The following is a 17,157-nucleotide window of genomic DNA, read 5'->3' as shown; positions in this document are numbered from 1 at the left end:
TTCATACATTCAACAAAAAAGCGTGCAGACCTCCATACCTTTCGGTATTTTGTCTACACGCTGAAAGTTCCTCACTACTAGTGAGGAACTTTTTTTCAGTCTGTGTAAAGCATACGGTTTTCAAGTCAATTACCCAAGGAGCCAATTATGCTTCATGCAAAATAGGTGTTGGTTTCGTTTGAGTATTAGACATATGCTGTTTCAGACGTTCGTTGTACCCATTTACCCAGAGTGCATCAATCATTTCAAATTGTTCTTTTGTAAGTGGCGCTACTTCAGAAGCTAGTGCAAATTCTTTCAACGTTGCATCGCTAGTAATGTTAGGAAGAACGCTTACTACACTTGGTCTAAATAAAGAGAACTGGATTGCTAATTGCCCAATGGTTCTATCTTTGCCATCAAATAGGCCTTTTTGTTTCATTTCCTGTACAACCTCAACACCAGCTTGCATCCAAGCTGTAGGGCGATGACTACGATGATCGCTCTTATCAAAGTGTTTATCAGGGTCATAGCTACCATCCAATAAACCGGAAGCGTGAGGTACGCGAACGATCAGCGCACGCTTTTCTTGTTCAGCAATTGGGAATAGATTGCGTGCAGGGTCTTGCTCTACAATGTTGTTGATAATTTGAATGGCAGCATAGCCTGGACGCTTCAAGGCAGCGATGGATTCATCCTCCCAGCCGATATCAGGGCCCATTGCTGCTCCGTAATGGCGGATTTTTCCTTCTTCTTTCAAACGCTCCAATGTTTCATGAATCTCGTCACTTAGTACGGATTCCATACGTGGATTGTGTAGTTGATAGAAGTCGATATAATCAGTACCTAGTCGTTTTAAGCTTTGCTCACAAGCATAGCGAATATTTTCTTTAGACCAGTTTTGCGGCAATTCAGAATGCCCTTTTCGTTCACCAGGAATATTATAAATGTCATAGCCAAATTTCGTAGCAATGACAACCTTGTCGCGAATATCACCAAGTGCATCTTTTAGGATGGTTTCTCCTAAACCATTTCCATATACGTCGCCTGTATCAAAAAAAGTTACCCCATATTCATCATAAGAAGAGCGAAGCAAGCGTTTTCCCATTTCTACATCAGAAACGCCCCACCATTTAGTTGCTACAGACCATACGCCGAAACCTACTTCAGAGACAGAAAGATCTGTGCCGGGAAGAGTTCTGTATTTCATAGATAATCTCTCCTTCTTAATAATAAGAATAATAATCAACTATGCCTTATCTTACCATGATTGTTTTACGCTTTGAAAGTTCTTATATACTTACATGTGACTGAATGGTGTCAAGTACTGTCAATCTGACAAAAAGCAGGAAGCAACAAAACAACCTATCCAAAGCCAGTGTTCTAGGGCAGGGATAGGTTGTAGGGTATGCTTTATTGATTCATATAGGGCTGGCCTGGCTTTTGCTTAGTTTCTTTTCCAGGTCGCTTCATATTATTAGCTCCGGGCTTCAGTGATCTGGTACCTGGCTGTTGTCCATTTTGATATGGCTCTTTCTTCCTTTTAACATTACTTGGGAATTGAGGAATAATACGTCCCGTGATATCTGCCATTTCTTCCAGAATGCCTGCTACAGGTCGGCCACTCTTCATATCAGCTTGTACTTCTACTAACCGTTGACGCAAATCCGCATCAGCAGTTACTAAGGCAGTAGCACCCTGCGGATCTTCCTTGAGGGCCTCGGCTACAGAATATTTAATAACCCCTACTTCGGGCCGATCTAGCTTTTCGTCTACATCGATAGCTACAATAGCATATTTGCCTAATACAACGGCTGTAGAATTTTTAACGTTTTTTACTCTGTTTGCCAGTTTAACCAAGCGATCGGCTGTAGCTTGCGGAGATTGATCATAGTGAGGGGTAGGCTGTGTTTGTTCTACCCGCTGTGTTTTTGGTTTAGCTGGATGACTGCCTTGCTGGGAACCTGCTGCATTTTGAACGCCTTTAGGGGTTCCTGCTCCTTGTGTCTGCGGTTTTTGATTATGGGTTTGGCAAGCTGTAAGTACTAAGCAACAAGCTAGGGTATAGATAAGTCGTCTCATGTTTTGTCCAATCCTTTCCACGGGAACTTACTTTCGAGTAGGTATGCCACTAGTGTTTGCTCCCTATTGCTTTTTATACGAACGGACAAGGAGTTCGTCTATCTTTTATTCTTGCTACATAGATATGGACTATCAGATAACTTTTACAGCTCTTCCTGTAGGTCAGGTTACCCTAAAAAAAGCGAAGAAAGAAAGGAAATCCAGCAAACAAGATCACAAATTGTGCATAAAATATGGAAGATGGGTAAGGGGAGGCGAATCATGATTTGAAAAAAATCTATGTAATTGATACCAACGTACTCCTGCAAGATCCAATGGCGATCTACTCCTTTCACAACAACGATATCGTCATTCCGGCAGTCGTATTAGAAGAGGTGGATTCAAAAAAACGGTATATGGATGAAATTGGTCGCAACTCTCGGCATGTATCCCGGCTCTTAGACCGATTGCGACTCAGTGGTCATTTGCATCAGGGTATACAATTGGATACGGGGGCTACTCTACGGGTGGAATTAAATCATTCTACGATGGGAAACATGCAGAAACAATTCCATGAGATGACGAATGACAATCGAATCCTAGCAGTCGCACTTAATCTACAAGAGGAAGAACGGACCACTGGCCAAGGACGTCCTGTCATTTTGGTTAGCAAGGATGCTTTAATGAGAGTTAAAGCAGATGCATTAGGGTTAACCGCGGAGGACTTTTTATCGGATCGAGTGGTTCGGGAGTATTCAAGCATTTATCTTGGCTATCTAAACCGAACGGTCCCCTCAGATGTAATTAAGTTGTTTTACAACACGCGCCGTCTTAGTCTGGAGACAGTCTTCCCTTATGAAGACTTCTATCCCCATCAATTCCTGATTTTAAAGGACGAATGTAATCCATCTATTTCTGCTATTGGTAAAATTGATGGAGAAGCGAGATATTATGAGCCTCTTGTCTCCAATGATGATTCCATTTGGGGTGTGAAGGCCCGTAATGCTCAACAAAAAATGGCTATTGAATTATTATTGCGAGATGATGTTCCTTTAGTAACCATGACAGGGAAAGCGGGAACGGGCAAAACCCTGATTGCACTTGCCGCGGGTTTGTTGCAAATTGAGGATTTACAAAAGTATAAAAAATTGCTGATTGCAAGACCGATTGTGCCGATGGGAAAAGATATTGGATACCTTCCCGGTGAAAAAGAAGAGAAGCTTCGTCCTTGGGTGCAGCCAATCTACGATAATCTGGAGTATCTATTTAACACAAAGAAATCTGGTGACCTAGAAAAAATTTTAGATGGGATGGGAAGCATTCAGGTGGAGGCTCTGACTTATATCAGGGGGAGGTCTATTCCGGGGCAATATATTATTATTGATGAAGCGCAGAATTTGACAAAGCATGAGGTCAAAACCATCTTAACCCGAGTAGGAGAGGGCTCTAAAATTATCTTAATGGGCGATCCAGAGCAAATTGACCACCCCTATTTGGATGAAAGTAATAACGGGCTTACCTATGTGGTTGAAATGTTTAAGGATCAAAAGCTAGCGGGTCATATTAAGCTAGAAAAAGGGGAGCGCAGCGTGTTAGCTCAATTAGCTGCTGATATTCTCTAAGGTGTATTGTCAATGTAAAAGAATGTATAAGATCAGGGTGTCTTAGGTAAAATATATTTGTTGAGGTTGTTGGTAACGAATGTGTGGGATCACTCCAGAGAAATCAGGCGACATTTCATTAGCCTTTGCTAGTGAAGTGCCTATTTTAATTAGGAGGCGAAGGGTCGTACGCAAAAATCGTTATTACCCCAAATGAAATGGCTGATCATTTTTCTTTAGTAATCGCTTTCTTAAAAGGTGGATGAACGAAAGAAGAGTGACGATTGCCTAAGCATGTAAAAACAACCCGACCAAAGGCCGTCTCTTTAAAGAGGCGGCTTTTGTAATTCCTGTTAGGTTATGTAATAGCGGGAAAAATGGGCTAATATAACAAAATATTGTGGACATGCCCATCTTTCTTTGCACATACATATGTATCAAGGAGGGACTTTACCATGGTGACATTAGATTCAACCATTTCCTTTTTGATCTATATAACGGCCGTTTCCAGTGCTGCCGCTGGGGTAACAGAGATAGCCAAAAGCGCTATTCCTTTTCTTACGTATGATTATGTACCAGAAAATGATAGCTGTGAGGCACATTGTAAGGCTTGTAAAAAACAACAGCTAAAAAAGCTATTTAATCTCGTATTCTCTGTTGTAGCGGCAGGCTGTATCTTTGCTGAATTAGGTTTAGATCCCGCACAAATCCTTATGGGAGCAGATACAGCCTATGTAGCTGATGCTTGGGGAGCCCGTATTTGGACATGGGGAATTGTGGCTGTGTTTGGTTCGCCATTCTTCCATGCCATCTTAAAAATCCTGCAAGGATACCAGCAGACTGTTAGCAACCATTTACCTCCTAAGCCAAAGCAGAAAATTAGTGGGAAGTAACGAAATCAAATTATGTAAAAACTTGCGAACTTGATTCGCCCTAGGGTAAGATATCGATATTGCTTTGATTATACGTAACAACATACGATGAATGCCAAGGTAGGGGAACATAAAAGATGAGAAATTGGAAAATGATTGTGGGAAGTGCTGTACTTGCATCTGTTGTAGCGTTGACAGGCTGTCAGCCTACGGGGACCACATCTTTAGCTCCTACAGAAAACACAACCCTCGCTCCTGCATTCGATCCCGAAAATGCCAAGGAGTTTGGGATTCGCGGAGCACATGTTGGAGAAGGAATTAAAGAAGTCATGGATGCCTTGAAGCCAGAAAAATATGAATTTATGGATATGATTAGCCGAGAATCGCTAACGGTTGAACAGTTAGCAAAAGGTGAAGGAAATATTACTACGGGCATTTTATTTGCAGATCAGGCGCAGGTATTAGTAACAGTCCAAAAAGGAGTGGTAACCAGTATCATGGTCGGTGGCATACCACAGGAGCAAAGTGATAAATTTAAAACCAACAGAGGATTGTCAATGTATGACAGTATAGACAAGGTTAAGCAGAGCTATGGAGAAGTAGCTGGGGACAAGGAGCTTACGTATAAAGGGAGTAAATATCAGGTGACATTTAGTCTAAATAACGGTAAGGTCATTGGCTATCGCTTCGATATGATGGCTCAGAATAGCTGATTTTACCGAAAAGAAGCATCTCCTACTGGCGGAGATGCTTTTTATTTTTCTTTTGTGTATGGTTCATTCGAATTTATGCAGAAGGAATGCCGGGATGCCAATCCAGTATAACCTTATAACGGCTAGCTAGTTGATCTAGTAGCTCCTTGTGATTAGTGTCTACAATATAGATGGTTTGATCCTTCGCGGTAAAGGAAACCAGAATATACTGCTCCATTTGTTCATATGCTTCCTGATGATCAAGAGTAAGAGGATTGTCTGAAAACCGAAAAAAGCTCACAAGATTAGCATAGACATATTGACGGTCATGTAAACTGATAAAACCATAATCGCCCAGCCTCGGGCATGTCACACCCTCTGGAAGCAACCACATGGAGAAACATTCGGTTTCCGCCTGATATTTGGCAGCGATCTGCAATAATTGCTGTTGGTCGTCTTCGGTGGACACGATCATCAATTTTTTATCCCGATCGATTACTTTAACCTGTTCGCCAATCTTATGTACGAATTGTGCATAAAATCCAGGGAGCTTTCCTTTGGGCATTTCTATTTCCACACCATATACAAGAGGTACCATTGTTTTGCCTCCTATCTCTCTGATACTATAATACTGTAGCAATTATTGCCATTGTATGTAAAGACAACGGCTAAGGCAAGGGAAGGAGTTTTTTATGAACATAGAAGTGCGTTCTGTTGAATTGGGACCGTTTGAGACAAATGCTTATATGATTAAAAATGTGGAGACTGGGGAGACGATTGTGGTTGACCCAGGTATGAATCCTGGACCCTTATTGCAAGCAATGAAGTCGGAGAAGGTAGTGGCTATTCTACTAACTCATGCTCATTTAGATCATATTGGTGGACTGACAGAGCTTCGAGAGCAAACGAAAGCGCCTGTCTACATTCATTCAATCGAGCAGAGCTGGCTGACTGATCCTGAATTAAATGGTTCACAACGCTTTGGATTTACACCAATTATCTGTGAACCTGCTGAATACATGGTAGAAGAAGGGCAAGAGCTTCAACTAGCAGGTCTGTCAATTCAAGTGTTACACACACCTGGACATTCTCCGGGAAGTGCCACTTATGTAATCGGTCAGCATTGTTTTAGTGGAGATGTTTTATTTGCTAACTCAATCGGACGCTCCGATTTAAGAGGTGGAGATTACAATACATTGATTCGAAGCATCCAAGATAAGCTCTTTGAGTTGCCTGACGAGACAATTGTCTATCCGGGGCATGGACCACTGACTACAATTGATCGGGAAAAAACATTTAATCCGTATGTTTCTGGTTCGCTTGGATAACTGTTCTATTTCGAAAAGCAAAAAGCAAAAAGCAAAAAGCTAGCAAGGATATTGGTTCCTGTGCTAGCTTTTTTACTTGTATGGAAATCGAATTCCTCTACAGGATATTGAATTTCACTTTAATTTGAAGCTTGTGTTCATCCAAAGTGGCTTCTTGAACGTGAATGTTTGGGTTGATTAACGCAGGATAAAAGCTGAGGTTATATTCCTTTGCCATTTCCTCTGCTGTGCTATCTGGAAGCTCATAACCATCAAACATTAGTTTGTTAATATGAAACCTTAATTCTGTGGGCGAGACCACTTCGTAAGAACCTATAATTTTCAAATTCACCTGATTGTAGTTACCTACTACTTCCAGCTGGTTATGGTCAAACGAAAAGTACGCATGCTGGAAGATCGGATCTTTTGAAAGCAAGAACTTATTAAATTCCTCTTCTGTAATCGTTAGCTTGTGAGTGAACAAGCCTTCGGACTGAATATGATCCGGAGTAATCAGTTGAGGAAGATCCTGCATCACTCTAGCCAGAACGCCAAAAAAGTCTTGGAACACAGGTAAACCGCGCGAACGCCAATCCTTAATTAGATTTTCCATTAATGCTTCTACAGAAGAGGAATCAGGCAATTTTTGCAGATTCTCTTCCTTCAACAGTTTAATGGCAATCATATCAGCAAGACGTTTTTCGTACATCTGCCGTAATTCTCTAATCTTTTTAAGTTGACTTTGCTTTTGTAAAGACAAGTCATTGGCGCGAGCTAGCTCTAGTTGAAAACTCTCCAGTTTTTTCATGTCACTGGTAAAAATGATTTCCAAAAGCCGTGCGCTTGTCAGCACCTGATTAAAATCGTCTGCACTAAACAGCAGGGTTAACAAATCATTCCGTTTCCCCATGTAATAGGCTCTAGCCACTTTTCCAGCATGTTTGCGTTTGGATGAGATCGTAAGTTCTTGCTTCTTTGCTTCTAGTTCAAGCTCTGCCAAATCCCGATTGAGTTTGCTCTCATCCAGCTTTAAAAGCTGAAGATTACGTTCTAACTCCAGTTGGGTTAGATGCTGCTGCAAAATCGTTTTCTCCAAAGGGAGGGCTTCCTCCGCTGTAGCTAAAGACGGAGGAAGAGCCAATAAGAAACAAAGGAAAAATAGGATTCTTTTAGACATAGGCTTTTGTCAATAATTAAAAGGAGCCTTGTTGTAATTGAGATAGTGTAATAACTTCATCAGACTTAGGAAGTGTAAGTTCCCATTTAGGAGCTACATTGTAGTTAGAAGTCTTTTGTTCAAAGCTAAGCGAAATACCAATTGTACCAGCTTCAGGTTTTTCTTTATCAGAAACCTTTACATCCCAATCTACTAATTGATATGGAATATTATTGTCTTTATCAACTACTACATAAGTATTTGCTTTTTGGATGTTAAAGTTTGATTTGATCAAATCTTTGTTTTTGTCGATTTCGGCAGAAACTTCTTTCAAGCCTTTTTTCATTTCCTCAAGTTGAGTGGAATCTTGTGCTAAGATATCTTTATAAGCAGGTGTTTCAGACATCACTTTAACCACTTCAGGAATCACATTATCTACTGTTGTTTTTAAGAAAGGAATCAAATTATCATTAGTCAATTTCATGTTGATAATACGATCAGCTTTTACATCAGCAGGTAGATTCGTAATTTCTTCTTTTTTAGCCTCTACAAAATAATCAGGACCATAGTGTTTAAACATAGAATCAACGATTTTAACAGTTGCTTCTTTTTGTTTTTTCATTGCTTCAGGTGAGAAATCAGGTACGCTTGCTGGTTGGCCTTGAGCTTCAGCCATTTGTTTCATTTCTTTATAATCAAGTTCAATGTATTTGCCTTCTAATTTTTCCATACCAGGAATAAATCCAAGAGCAGGAACCTTAATCCACATTTTATCTTGATTCATAATCATTGGTACTGAGAAAGTGGTGTTAACACCTTGCATATTTACTTTTGCATCAAGGATAAGTTCTGTTTGGAAAGGCTCTACAGATTGGTTCCCACGATAGGAAAGCTCAGAATTTTTTAATACATCTAGAACCATTTTCGCCTGTGGATCTTTTTGTAGCTGCTCTTCTGTTGCATCTACTTTGAATTTCAAGGAGCCACTAAAGCTGTAAGAGTTCAAAGAAAGTTGTTTCTTGTAAGCTTCTTGTGCTACATCTTTTCCAGACTGCTGTTTAGCCCCACAGCCAGCGAGAAGAAGGGCAAACATAGCAAAGATGGCAAGGAAAATTGGTAGCTTGGACTTAAACGTTTTCATGATAAACCTCCTAAATTTTTGCATAATACCTATACCATTATAGACGTTCTTTCTTCATTTGTATGTAAAAAAAAACGTTGTCATATTTTTAACAAATTTATTTGTCGGTGAAGGAGATGTAAAAGCATGACATCAGAACTAAGAAGATATCTATGCAAAGAAATGAAAAATCAGAAGAATAAAATGATTCGATTTGTTGAATTCATGGCTATTTGTTTATATCATCAAGATTTTGGCTATTACATGAAACAGGGAAATAAGGTGGGGAAAAAAGGGGACTTTTATACTAGTTCTCAAGTGAGTAACATTTTTGGCGAGACATTATCTGATTCTATTCTCCTGTTTTTTAAGGATAATGAAATGATGAACCCTGTGTTAATGGAAGTAGGGGGAGGAACAGGAGGCCTGATGGAACAGATTTTGACCAGAATCAGAGAGGTAGATGCCAAATTATATGCGAGACTACGAGTAATTATGGTGGAAATAAGTCCGTATCATGCTGACTTACAAAAAGAAAGGTTACAGGATTTTTCACTTCCAAAAATCTGGTACAAAACAGTAGAGGAAGCGGCCAGAAACGAGCGATTTCAGGGCGTCATTTTCTCTAACGAATATTTTGATGCCTTTCCTGTCCACTTATTGGAAAGGGTATGTGGGAAATGGCATGAGATCGGCATTGGCTTCGATCAAAAACGGGAAACAATCACCCAGCAAGCTAGCTTTTCCACAGCATCAGAAAGGAAGCAACTAGCAGATTCAGATGAAGCTCAAGCTGTTATTTTTCATGAAGGATATATGTCTGAAATATCTCCGGAAATAACGGCTATCATCAATAAGCTTCCAACGGGATTACCAGATGGGATGCGGATAGAGGTACAGGCAGGAGTAAAAGAGGTGATGATCGCCTTGAGTAGCATGCTAGAACGCGGACGAGTAATCAGTATTGATTATGGGGATTTAACAGAGGATTTGTATCATCCTAGTCGAAAAAATGGAACTCTTGCTTGCTATTATCAGCATCAGATGAATGAAGATTATTTAGAGCGGCTAGGAGAACAGGATATAACCGCACATGTTAATTTTAGCAGATTGATCGAGTGTGGGGCTGAGGTAGGGCTTTTGACTAAATCGTTTACACGCCAAGATCAGTTTTTACTTGCAAATGGTATTTTAGACAAGGCTCAGGCACATCAGGACACTGATCCGTTTACCAGTGTAGCAATGAAGCGTAATCGAGCCATCCAGCAGTTGATTTTACCCAGTGGATTGGGTGGATTATTCCGAGTGCTGGTACAAGAGAAGCTGATGGATGGAGAAAGAGAATAAATGTAGGTGAAGACTGGAAACAAACAAAAGAGCGAATACCTAAATGGAGTTCGCTCTTTGTCGTGTTTACCATAACTACTTTTACATTAATAAGTGCAGGAATGAATGTTCTCCTCCTGCTGTTGCTGGTGGCATTCCGTAGAACGTGTAATACGTAAAGCCTACAAATGAAACAAACATAAAACAGAAGAAAAGATTCAAATAGGTTCTTTCTGTGAGACGCATATAACCAAGGGCCAGGAAAATGGCAGTCAATCCGAAGAACAACAATGACATTGGGAATAACTTAGCCCAGAAGGCCATAATAGCAATCATTAGTGTCCAGAAGCTAAGTACGCGAAACATACGATCCATATGTATCCCTCCTTTGGCAGAACTTTTTGAAAAGATTGTCGTTTTCATTATATAGGACATGTCAAGCAGTGTAAACGGTTTAGGTTTGACAGAATTATGTCAGGTGCTCTTGTAGATTAGCGATGACATAATTGCATGACTCGCATCCGCCAATCATTGATGTTTCAGGTATTAGCTCAATATTGCCAAAGTAAGCTTGGAAAATACCCTCTAGCATAGCGTGATGCATTTTGCAGATGTTTGCCGGATGTTTTTTTGCAATTTCTGAAAAGGTACAGTTGAATACGCGGAAACGAACTTGATGATCATCAGTTACCTCAAACTGAGGACGCAAACCCTGTGCCAAAGCAATTCGGTAAATACAATCCAATTTGTCTTCTAGCGTACGTGAAGGAGTCAGTTTGTTTTTGTCCTGCGCGCGTTTAGCCGCTTCTAGACCCAAGCGTTTTCCCATCGTAACTAAAGCTTCCTGTCCTGCTACTCCCAAGGAAAGGAGCGATTCAATAGCAATGTCTGCCAAAAGCTGATAGTCTCTTGGAGGAAATTGCAGGCTAACAACCTCATCTGAAATAGAGTAAAGTCGACTAGGTCTCCCGCCCTTTCCGCTTTTGTCCAGTTGAGATTGGAGTAATTGAACGTCTTCCAATTTAGTCAAATGCAGACGGGCTACGTTAGGGTGAATGGAAAACTGTTCCGCCACTTCATGAACTGTTACAGGTTTGCTTGCATCGGTTACATATTGATAGATAGAAAAACGTGTGGGGTCTGCGAGGGCGCTGGTTAATTTTTGCGCCTTTTCCATTAAAAATCCCCCCTTTCAAAAACATTCGTCTTATAGTGTAGCCCATTTCTAGTGAATTGTTAAGCTTCTGTTATATATCTTTGATTTGTAAATAATTTTTATTAAGATTTTATATTAAATACTATTGACATAGTGTTTAATGAAGGACTAGAATCTACTATAGAAAGTAAAGTGACTTTATCAATACATGTAGATTACCATTAGACCTTTATTATATGGAGGAATGCAATATGGCAACAGCTATGAAAGATGCAAATCTCGGTACGTTGACATTTTTTACATATCCGAGCTGCACATCCTGTCGTAAAGCGAAAGCGTGGTTGGCTGAAAACGGAGTGAATTACGAAGAACGTCACCTGTTCAAAAACCCACCAAGCGTGCGCGAGCTTTTGGAAATAGCTAAGATGACGTCAAGCGGTCTGGATGAATTGTTATCAACTCGCAGTCAGAAATTCAAAGATTTAGACATGGATATTAACGATATGACCGTATCTGAACTATTAGAAATGTTGAGTGAAGATCCTGCCTTATTGAAGCGTCCTATTTTAACAGATGGTGAACATCTAATTGTTGGCTACAATCAATCAGCTATGAAAGAATTTTTTCTATAAAAGGAATTGAGTAACGAATTGGATTTACCGCTATTTTATCATTTATCAAAAGAATGTCCACATTGTAACAGGCCTTGAACTGCTTTCCAGCACATTTGCAAGCAAGCCTTTACGAGTGGACATTTTTTTGTTGTATATGAAAATAAATTGCTTAGACGTTGCTTCTTATCCTTGCTAGCGGGTAACAACATATGAATTTGTTAAAAAAATCATTGATTCTACCTTAATATGAAGGGGAAACGGGTTTTCGCAACAAGCTTGTCCATACTACAATGGAAGCAGTTGCGAAGGGAGTGTTTGTCATGTACCAAAACATCTTAGTACATAAACAGAATGGTATCGCTGAGATTATCTGCAATCGCCCACATGTACGTAATGCTTTAAGCCTAGAGATGATGGAGGAATTGCAGGATGCTCTTACGAGTTGTGAAACAGATGATTCTATAAAAGTGATTCTGTTTACTGGAGAAGGCAGTGCATTTGTATCTGGCGGTGATTTACGTCAGTTTGGAGCTGTTAAGGGAGAAGATTCCCTGCCTTTATTACAGAAAGCGGAACAATTATTGACCAGAATAGATTTATTTCGAAAGCCAACCATTGCGATGGTAAATGGTCCAGCTATCGGTGGCGGAGCTGAATTTGCCTGCGCTTGTCATTTTCGCTTCATGAGTGAGCTGGCTGTTTTTCGCTTTGTGCAAATTACGATGCATATTACTACGGGTTTTGGGGGTGGTAGTCGTCTTTTTGCGAAAATGCCAGAATCTATTGCGTTGCGTTTGCTGCTAACAGGAGAGAAGCTGGGGCCTGAGGAAGCTTTGCAAATAGGATTAGTGGAAGGCGTATATCAGGCGGACGAACTAAGAGAGAAGACATTGGAATTCGCCGCGGCGATTGCTAAGCAGCCCTTGAAGAGTATTTCAGCTTATATGAACATGCTAACTTGGAAGAAGAAAGGCGCGTCATTACAAGAATCGATTCAAATGGAGCTTGAACAATGTGCGACGTTATGGGGCAACGAAAAACATCTTCAGTATATAAGTTCATTCTTCCGTAAAGGCGAATAGCTAGGTTAAGTAGATTTACTCCCGTTTAAAGAACGGTCAGCTTGGGGATACTTTTTTCTAGTAATTGTTATTCTACAAGAGTAGGGAAAAGCATAGAATGAACTACATCGTTCTTATCAGTTAACGGGAGGGACTTTATATATGGTAGCTTCAAGACAAGATGCTTGGACGGAAGATGATGATCTGGTACTCGCAGAGGTAACGCTTCGCCATATACGCGAGGGTGGTACCCAGTTGGCAGCTTTTGAAGAGGTAGGTCAGCGGCTAGGGCGGACCTCCGCCGCCTGCGGGTTTCGCTGGAATAGCACTGTACGCAAGCAGTATGATGCTGCGATCTCTATTGCGAAGGCGCAGCGTCAGCAAATGAAAAAGCTGGGACGAATCCAGCCTGAAATTCGTTTGGATAACAAGATTCCAAGTGAACCCATAGAAAGTAGTGTACCTGAGTCTCGTGAAAAGCAAAAAAGTGAGCCGGTGATGGATTCAATTATTTCTCAACAGTTGCATCATCATGAAAGCATTGCTCAAGCTCAGGAAAGCAAGCCATCTGTGGCAATGCCTATACCTACATTCACCCATGCTATAGAAACGTCCAGAGTAATAGGTGAGGAACAGCAGGTGGAATCAGCTATTAGGCTGTTGCAGGGGTATAAAGATGTTGTTCGCAGATGTAAGCAATTAGAACGAGAATTAGAACAGCGTGAGCGAGAAATAAAAGATTTAAAAGAGCAAAATGTGCAGCTAAGAAAAAATTTAGAGGATCATATTGGGGTAAACAACGATTATAAAGCGTTGCTGCAAATTATGGATCGTGCAAGACGATTGGCCTTTTTAAAAGAAGAGGAAAGCTCTAAGCCAGTCTTTAAAATGGATTCAAATGGCAATCTAGAACGGATTGAATAATCGCGAAAAGGTAGTAGATGAGCGGTCCTTACGTGGATCGCTCTTTTCGTACAATACAAAAAAGCTGACACCAAAATGCGTCAGCTTGCTTACAGGTAGTTTATCAATAAAAAAGTTAGTCTTGCAAACCTACCGTAGTTGGTAACCAAACGTAGGGATTCTCTCCTCTATCTCGAACCGGATTATATTTCACAGGGAAGAACCCCATTTTTGTCCAGAATTGATCTGCTCTACAGCGGGAATTTGTTTTTATCGGCAAACAAAAGCTCTTGGCATGGTTAACTAATGCAGTCCCATAATTTTTGTTGCGATATTCAGGTAATACCTCTAGCTTCCATAGTTCATAATAATCTTGTTTTGGTTGAAAATAACGATCGTACTTGGCATCAATTTTGTATAGACTCATCCGGGCAACTAAACGATCTTCGTGATAAATCCCGTAGAAGGGAGATTCAGAGTCGTTTTCGATAATATTGGCTTGCAAATCTTCTTTCATGGACAGCTCTTCAAGTCCAAACTCACGGAATTTTTGGAACTCTTCCAATGTTTTGTAATTAATGTGCAAGCGTACTACTTCATACATTGATATGGCCCCCTTTCAAAAATTACGTCTGCTTTTTTATTATACACTTGATTTCCCAGAAATGCTCAATTTGAATACTGATAAGTGTGCTTTGGTGAAATATTTGGTTTTGTGAAAAAATTTTAGCTGACATCTAGAACAATTGACAAATTAGTGGCAATATAAAGAAGAGACTAACTTTTTAGTGAAAAGGAGGGGGAGGTCGTGAACAAAATTTGTATTGCCAATCGGGGGGAAATTGCAAGGCGAATCATTCGTACCCTCAAACAGATGGGGATAGCAACCGTGGCTGTATATTCAGATGCTGATCAAGATGCTTTATTCGTCAAAGAAGCGGATGAAGCCATTCGGATTGGACCACCGCCAGTACCACAGAGCTATTTGAATATGGAGGCTGTAATCAAGGCCGCCAAGGAAGCAGGTGCGGATGCTATCCATCCTGGTTATGGATTACTCTCTGAAAATAGTGAGTTTGCAAAGCGATGTGAACAGGAGGGCTTGCTCTTTATTGGGCCATCTCCGTCTGTTATCGAGCAAATGGGAGATAAGGTAAACGCCAGACAGCTCATGCGTAGAGCGGGGGTGCCTGTTGTTCCCGGGATTGAAGATCATCTGGAAACCGCAGAGGATGCTGTGCGATTAGCGGCATCCATTGGATATCCACTTATGCTCAAAGCAAGCGCTGGAGGCGGAGGTATAGGCATGCAGGTGTGCCACAGCGATGATGAAATGCGTCAGGCATTCCTTTCCGCTAAAGGAAGAGCAAAAGCTTACTTTGGAAATGATACGATGTTTTTGGAACGTTATATCGAGCAACCGCATCACATTGAAGTACAAATCCTAGCAGATCAGCAGGGAACAACATTACATTTGCTGGAGCGTGAATGCTCTATTCAACGACGGCATCAGAAGGTTGTGGAAGAAAGTCCGTCCCCATTTTTAGATGAAAAAACGCGAGCTAGCGTGTGTGCTATGGCCATAACAGCAGCCGAGGCGGTTGGATATACTGGTGCGGGGACTGTTGAGTTTATTATGGATGGGGAGCGCAATTTTTACTTTCTAGAAATGAACACTCGTTTGCAAGTGGAGCATCCCGTAACAGAAGAAATGATCGGGATTGACTTAGTTGAATGGCAAATCCGCATTGCACGGGGTGAAGCGTTATCCTTTACTCAGGATGAGGTCAAGGCAAAACGACATGCCATAGAATTGCGAGTTTATGCTGAAGATCCTGTTACCTTTTTTCCATCACCAGGTACGATAACGGCTTATGACATACCGCAGATGGAAAGCGTTCGCATTGATGATGCAGTGCAGGCTGGTACGATCGTGACGCCGTTTTATGATCCGATGATCGCTAAGCTGATTGTATCAGGGGAAACACGAGAACAAGCGGTTTTACTATCGCAGAAGGCGGTTGAGAGCTATAAAATTGAAGGGGTAAAGAGCAACCTGCCTTTTTTACAGGATGTTTTAGCACAACCAGCTTTCCAAAAGGGATGCTACGACACCCAATTTATCCAACAAATGAGAGAACCTAAAGGAGTGTAACTACGATGAAACAAGTGACTGCAAGTATGGCGGGGACTGTTATTCAATTATTGGCTCAAGCAGGAGCAGAGGTAAGTGCGGGAGCAGATGTTGTTATGCTCGAATCCATGAAAATGGAAGTGCCTATCCAAACGGAGTCTGCCGGGAAAGTAGCGTCGGTTAAGGTCAATGTAGGAGACTTTGTTAATGAGGGAGACGTCCTTTTGGAGCTAGAATAATTTTTTTGCAAACAAACTGAGCGATCGTTCGGTTGAGGAGTTGAGTTCATATGCAGATTACGGTGTATGAAGTAGGACCGAGAGACGGATTACAAAATGAAGAAGCGCTCATCAGTACTGCACATAAAATCGAGCTGATTACAAAGCTGACTCAAGCGGGAATTCGCCATATCGAAGCTACCTCGCTTGTGCATCCAAAATGGATTCCGCAATTGTCTGATGCTACCGAGGTGCTTGCTGGTGTCCCCCGATTCGATGATGTTCACTATAGTGTGCTGACTCCCAATCTCAAGGGGCTACAGCGAATCGCTGCGAATCAGGTGGATGAAGTAGCAATCTTCATGTCCGCAAGTGAAGCCCACAATCTCAAGAATATTAATAAAACACGAGCGGATACCTATCCTGTCTTAGCGGAGGTGGCGCAAGAGGCACAGCGGATGGGACTACGCGTCCGCGGCTATATTTCAACAGTGTTTGGATGTCCTTATGACGGGGAGGTTTCTTTGACAGAAAGTATGCGAGTCGTGGAAAGGCTTCTTGCTATGGGGGTGTATCAGCTATCCATCGGAGATACGATTGGTGTTGCAACACCGCGTCAGGTGCACGAGGTATTTGCAGCTTTTGAAAAAGAGTGGGGAGCTACTTGGTTTGCTGGTCACTTTCACGATACACGGGGAACGGGTCTGGCTAATGTAGTAGCGGCCCTGCACCATGGAATTAGTACATTTGATAGCTCAATAGGTGGCTTAGGGGGATGTCCCTATGCTCCCGGAGCCGCAGGCAACATTTCAACAGAAGATGTTGTGTACTTATTGCATGGAATGGGTTATGAGACGGGGATTCAATTAGATAAGCTGGTAGAAGCCGGTCAATTTATTCAAAGAATAGTAGGTAGAGAATTACCATCCAAAGTCTTAAAGACGGCAGCAGGATGAT

General features: G+C 41.3%; 19 protein-coding genes. 11 read left to right on the top strand and 8 right to left on the bottom strand.

Annotated elements, in window-relative coordinates; genetic code table 11:
- Positions 1 to 145: 145 nt before the first annotated feature.
- Complete coding sequence (locus tag GOP56_RS09720) at positions 146 to 1,189, bottom strand: aldo/keto reductase (protein WP_064018232.1); 1,044 nt, start codon at positions 1,187 to 1,189, stop codon at positions 146 to 148.
- A 203-nt stretch (positions 1,190 to 1,392) separates the two neighbouring features.
- A complete protein-coding gene (locus tag GOP56_RS09715) occupies positions 1,393 to 2,061 on the bottom strand; it encodes a YhcN/YlaJ family sporulation lipoprotein (RefSeq protein ID WP_003336647.1) in 669 nt (222 codons plus the stop codon).
- Positions 2,062 to 2,327: 266 nt separating this feature from the next.
- On the opposite strand from GOP56_RS09715, the gene GOP56_RS09710 reads away from it, so the two are divergent.
- The 3 genes from GOP56_RS09710 to GOP56_RS09700 all read left to right on the top strand — a co-directional run bounded on the left by GOP56_RS09710 (position 2,328) and on the right by GOP56_RS09700 (position 5,226).
- On the top strand, positions 2,328 to 3,662 hold the full coding sequence (locus GOP56_RS09710) for a PhoH family protein (RefSeq protein ID WP_163245453.1): 1,335 nt from the start codon (positions 2,328 to 2,330) through the stop codon (positions 3,660 to 3,662).
- A 434-nt stretch (positions 3,663 to 4,096) separates the two neighbouring features.
- Entirely contained in the window at positions 4,097 to 4,534 is a 438-nt protein-coding gene (locus GOP56_RS09705; RefSeq protein ID WP_003336651.1) for a hypothetical protein, read from the top strand.
- A 116-nt stretch (positions 4,535 to 4,650) separates the two neighbouring features.
- Positions 4,651 to 5,226, top strand: coding sequence for a hypothetical protein (locus GOP56_RS09700; RefSeq protein ID WP_003342592.1), 576 nt, complete (start codon positions 4,651 to 4,653; stop codon positions 5,224 to 5,226).
- Positions 5,227 to 5,299: 73 nt separating this feature from the next.
- Here the strand turns inward: GOP56_RS09700 and GOP56_RS09695 are convergent, their stop codons facing one another.
- Complete coding sequence (locus GOP56_RS09695) at positions 5,300 to 5,803, bottom strand: hypothetical protein (protein ID WP_003342594.1); 504 nt, start codon at positions 5,801 to 5,803, stop codon at positions 5,300 to 5,302.
- A 94-nt stretch (positions 5,804 to 5,897) separates the two neighbouring features.
- On the opposite strand from GOP56_RS09695, the gene GOP56_RS09690 reads away from it, so the two are divergent.
- Entirely contained in the window at positions 5,898 to 6,533 is a 636-nt protein-coding gene (locus GOP56_RS09690) for an MBL fold metallo-hydrolase (protein WP_003336655.1), read from the top strand.
- 97 nt (positions 6,534 to 6,630) lie between these two features.
- Here GOP56_RS09690 and GOP56_RS09685 read toward each other — a convergent pair whose 3' ends face one another.
- Together GOP56_RS09685 and GOP56_RS09680 are read right to left on the bottom strand one after the other, a co-directional pair.
- Entirely contained in the window at positions 6,631 to 7,608 is a 978-nt protein-coding gene (locus tag GOP56_RS09685; protein ID WP_022584277.1) for a coiled-coil domain-containing protein, read from the bottom strand.
- Positions 7,609 to 7,705: 97 nt separating this feature from the next.
- On the bottom strand, positions 7,706 to 8,809 hold the full coding sequence (locus GOP56_RS09680; protein ID WP_163245452.1) for a hypothetical protein: 1,104 nt from the start codon (positions 8,807 to 8,809) through the stop codon (positions 7,706 to 7,708).
- A gap of 126 nt (positions 8,810 to 8,935) precedes the next feature.
- Between GOP56_RS09680 and GOP56_RS09675 the strand changes: the two genes are divergently transcribed.
- Positions 8,936 to 10,135: a class I SAM-dependent methyltransferase gene (locus GOP56_RS09675; RefSeq protein WP_163245451.1), complete on the top strand. Its 1,200-nt coding sequence runs from the start codon at positions 8,936 to 8,938 to the stop codon at positions 10,133 to 10,135.
- 81 nt (positions 10,136 to 10,216) lie between these two features.
- Here the strand turns inward: GOP56_RS09675 and GOP56_RS09670 are convergent, their stop codons facing one another.
- Entirely contained in the window at positions 10,217 to 10,489 is a 273-nt protein-coding gene (locus tag GOP56_RS09670; RefSeq protein ID WP_003342602.1) for a DUF2626 family protein, read from the bottom strand.
- Positions 10,490 to 10,583: 94 nt separating this feature from the next.
- Positions 10,584 to 11,291, bottom strand: coding sequence for a helix-turn-helix transcriptional regulator (locus GOP56_RS09665; protein WP_003336661.1), 708 nt, complete (start codon positions 11,289 to 11,291; stop codon positions 10,584 to 10,586).
- Between the two features lie 230 nt (positions 11,292 to 11,521).
- On the opposite strand from GOP56_RS09665, the gene GOP56_RS09660 reads away from it, so the two are divergent.
- The 3 genes from GOP56_RS09660 (at position 11,522) to GOP56_RS09650 (ending at position 13,869) form a co-directional block, all read left to right on the top strand.
- Positions 11,522 to 11,902, top strand: coding sequence for a Spx/MgsR family RNA polymerase-binding regulatory protein (locus GOP56_RS09660; RefSeq protein WP_003336663.1), 381 nt, complete (start codon positions 11,522 to 11,524; stop codon positions 11,900 to 11,902).
- A gap of 302 nt (positions 11,903 to 12,204) precedes the next feature.
- Positions 12,205 to 12,966, top strand: a complete 762-nt coding sequence (locus GOP56_RS09655; protein WP_068791859.1) for an enoyl-CoA hydratase/isomerase family protein — start codon at positions 12,205 to 12,207, stop codon at positions 12,964 to 12,966.
- Between the two features lie 141 nt (positions 12,967 to 13,107).
- Positions 13,108 to 13,869 carry an RsfA family transcriptional regulator gene (locus GOP56_RS09650; RefSeq protein ID WP_163245450.1) on the top strand — a complete coding sequence of 254 codons (762 nt, stop codon included), beginning with the start codon at positions 13,108 to 13,110 and terminating at the stop codon, positions 13,867 to 13,869.
- A gap of 115 nt (positions 13,870 to 13,984) precedes the next feature.
- On the opposite strand, the gene GOP56_RS09645 is transcribed toward GOP56_RS09650, so the two are convergent.
- Positions 13,985 to 14,452, bottom strand: a complete 468-nt coding sequence (locus tag GOP56_RS09645; RefSeq protein ID WP_003336667.1) for an N-acetyltransferase — start codon at positions 14,450 to 14,452, stop codon at positions 13,985 to 13,987.
- A 204-nt stretch (positions 14,453 to 14,656) separates the two neighbouring features.
- Between GOP56_RS09645 and GOP56_RS09640 the strand changes: the two genes are divergently transcribed.
- The 3 genes from GOP56_RS09640 to GOP56_RS09630 are packed head-to-tail and all read left to right on the top strand — an operon-like array spanning position 14,657 to position 17,156.
- Positions 14,657 to 16,003, top strand: coding sequence for an acetyl-CoA carboxylase biotin carboxylase subunit (locus GOP56_RS09640; protein ID WP_163245449.1), 1,347 nt, complete (start codon positions 14,657 to 14,659; stop codon positions 16,001 to 16,003).
- 5 nt (positions 16,004 to 16,008) lie between these two features.
- Positions 16,009 to 16,221 (top strand): acetyl-CoA carboxylase biotin carboxyl carrier protein subunit, encoded by a 213-nt coding sequence (locus tag GOP56_RS09635; RefSeq protein ID WP_003336669.1) that lies wholly within the window; start codon positions 16,009 to 16,011, stop codon positions 16,219 to 16,221.
- Positions 16,222 to 16,271: 50 nt separating this feature from the next.
- Positions 16,272 to 17,156, top strand: a complete 885-nt coding sequence (locus GOP56_RS09630; RefSeq protein WP_163245448.1) for a hydroxymethylglutaryl-CoA lyase — start codon at positions 16,272 to 16,274, stop codon at positions 17,154 to 17,156.
- The last annotated feature ends 1 nt before the right edge of the window (position 17,157 follow it).

Source organism: Brevibacillus sp. 7WMA2, assembly GCF_010748895.1.
GTDB lineage: Bacteria > Bacillota > Bacilli > Brevibacillales > Brevibacillaceae > Brevibacillus_B > Brevibacillus_B halotolerans.
This window is presented reverse-complemented; position numbering and strand designations above follow the sequence as displayed.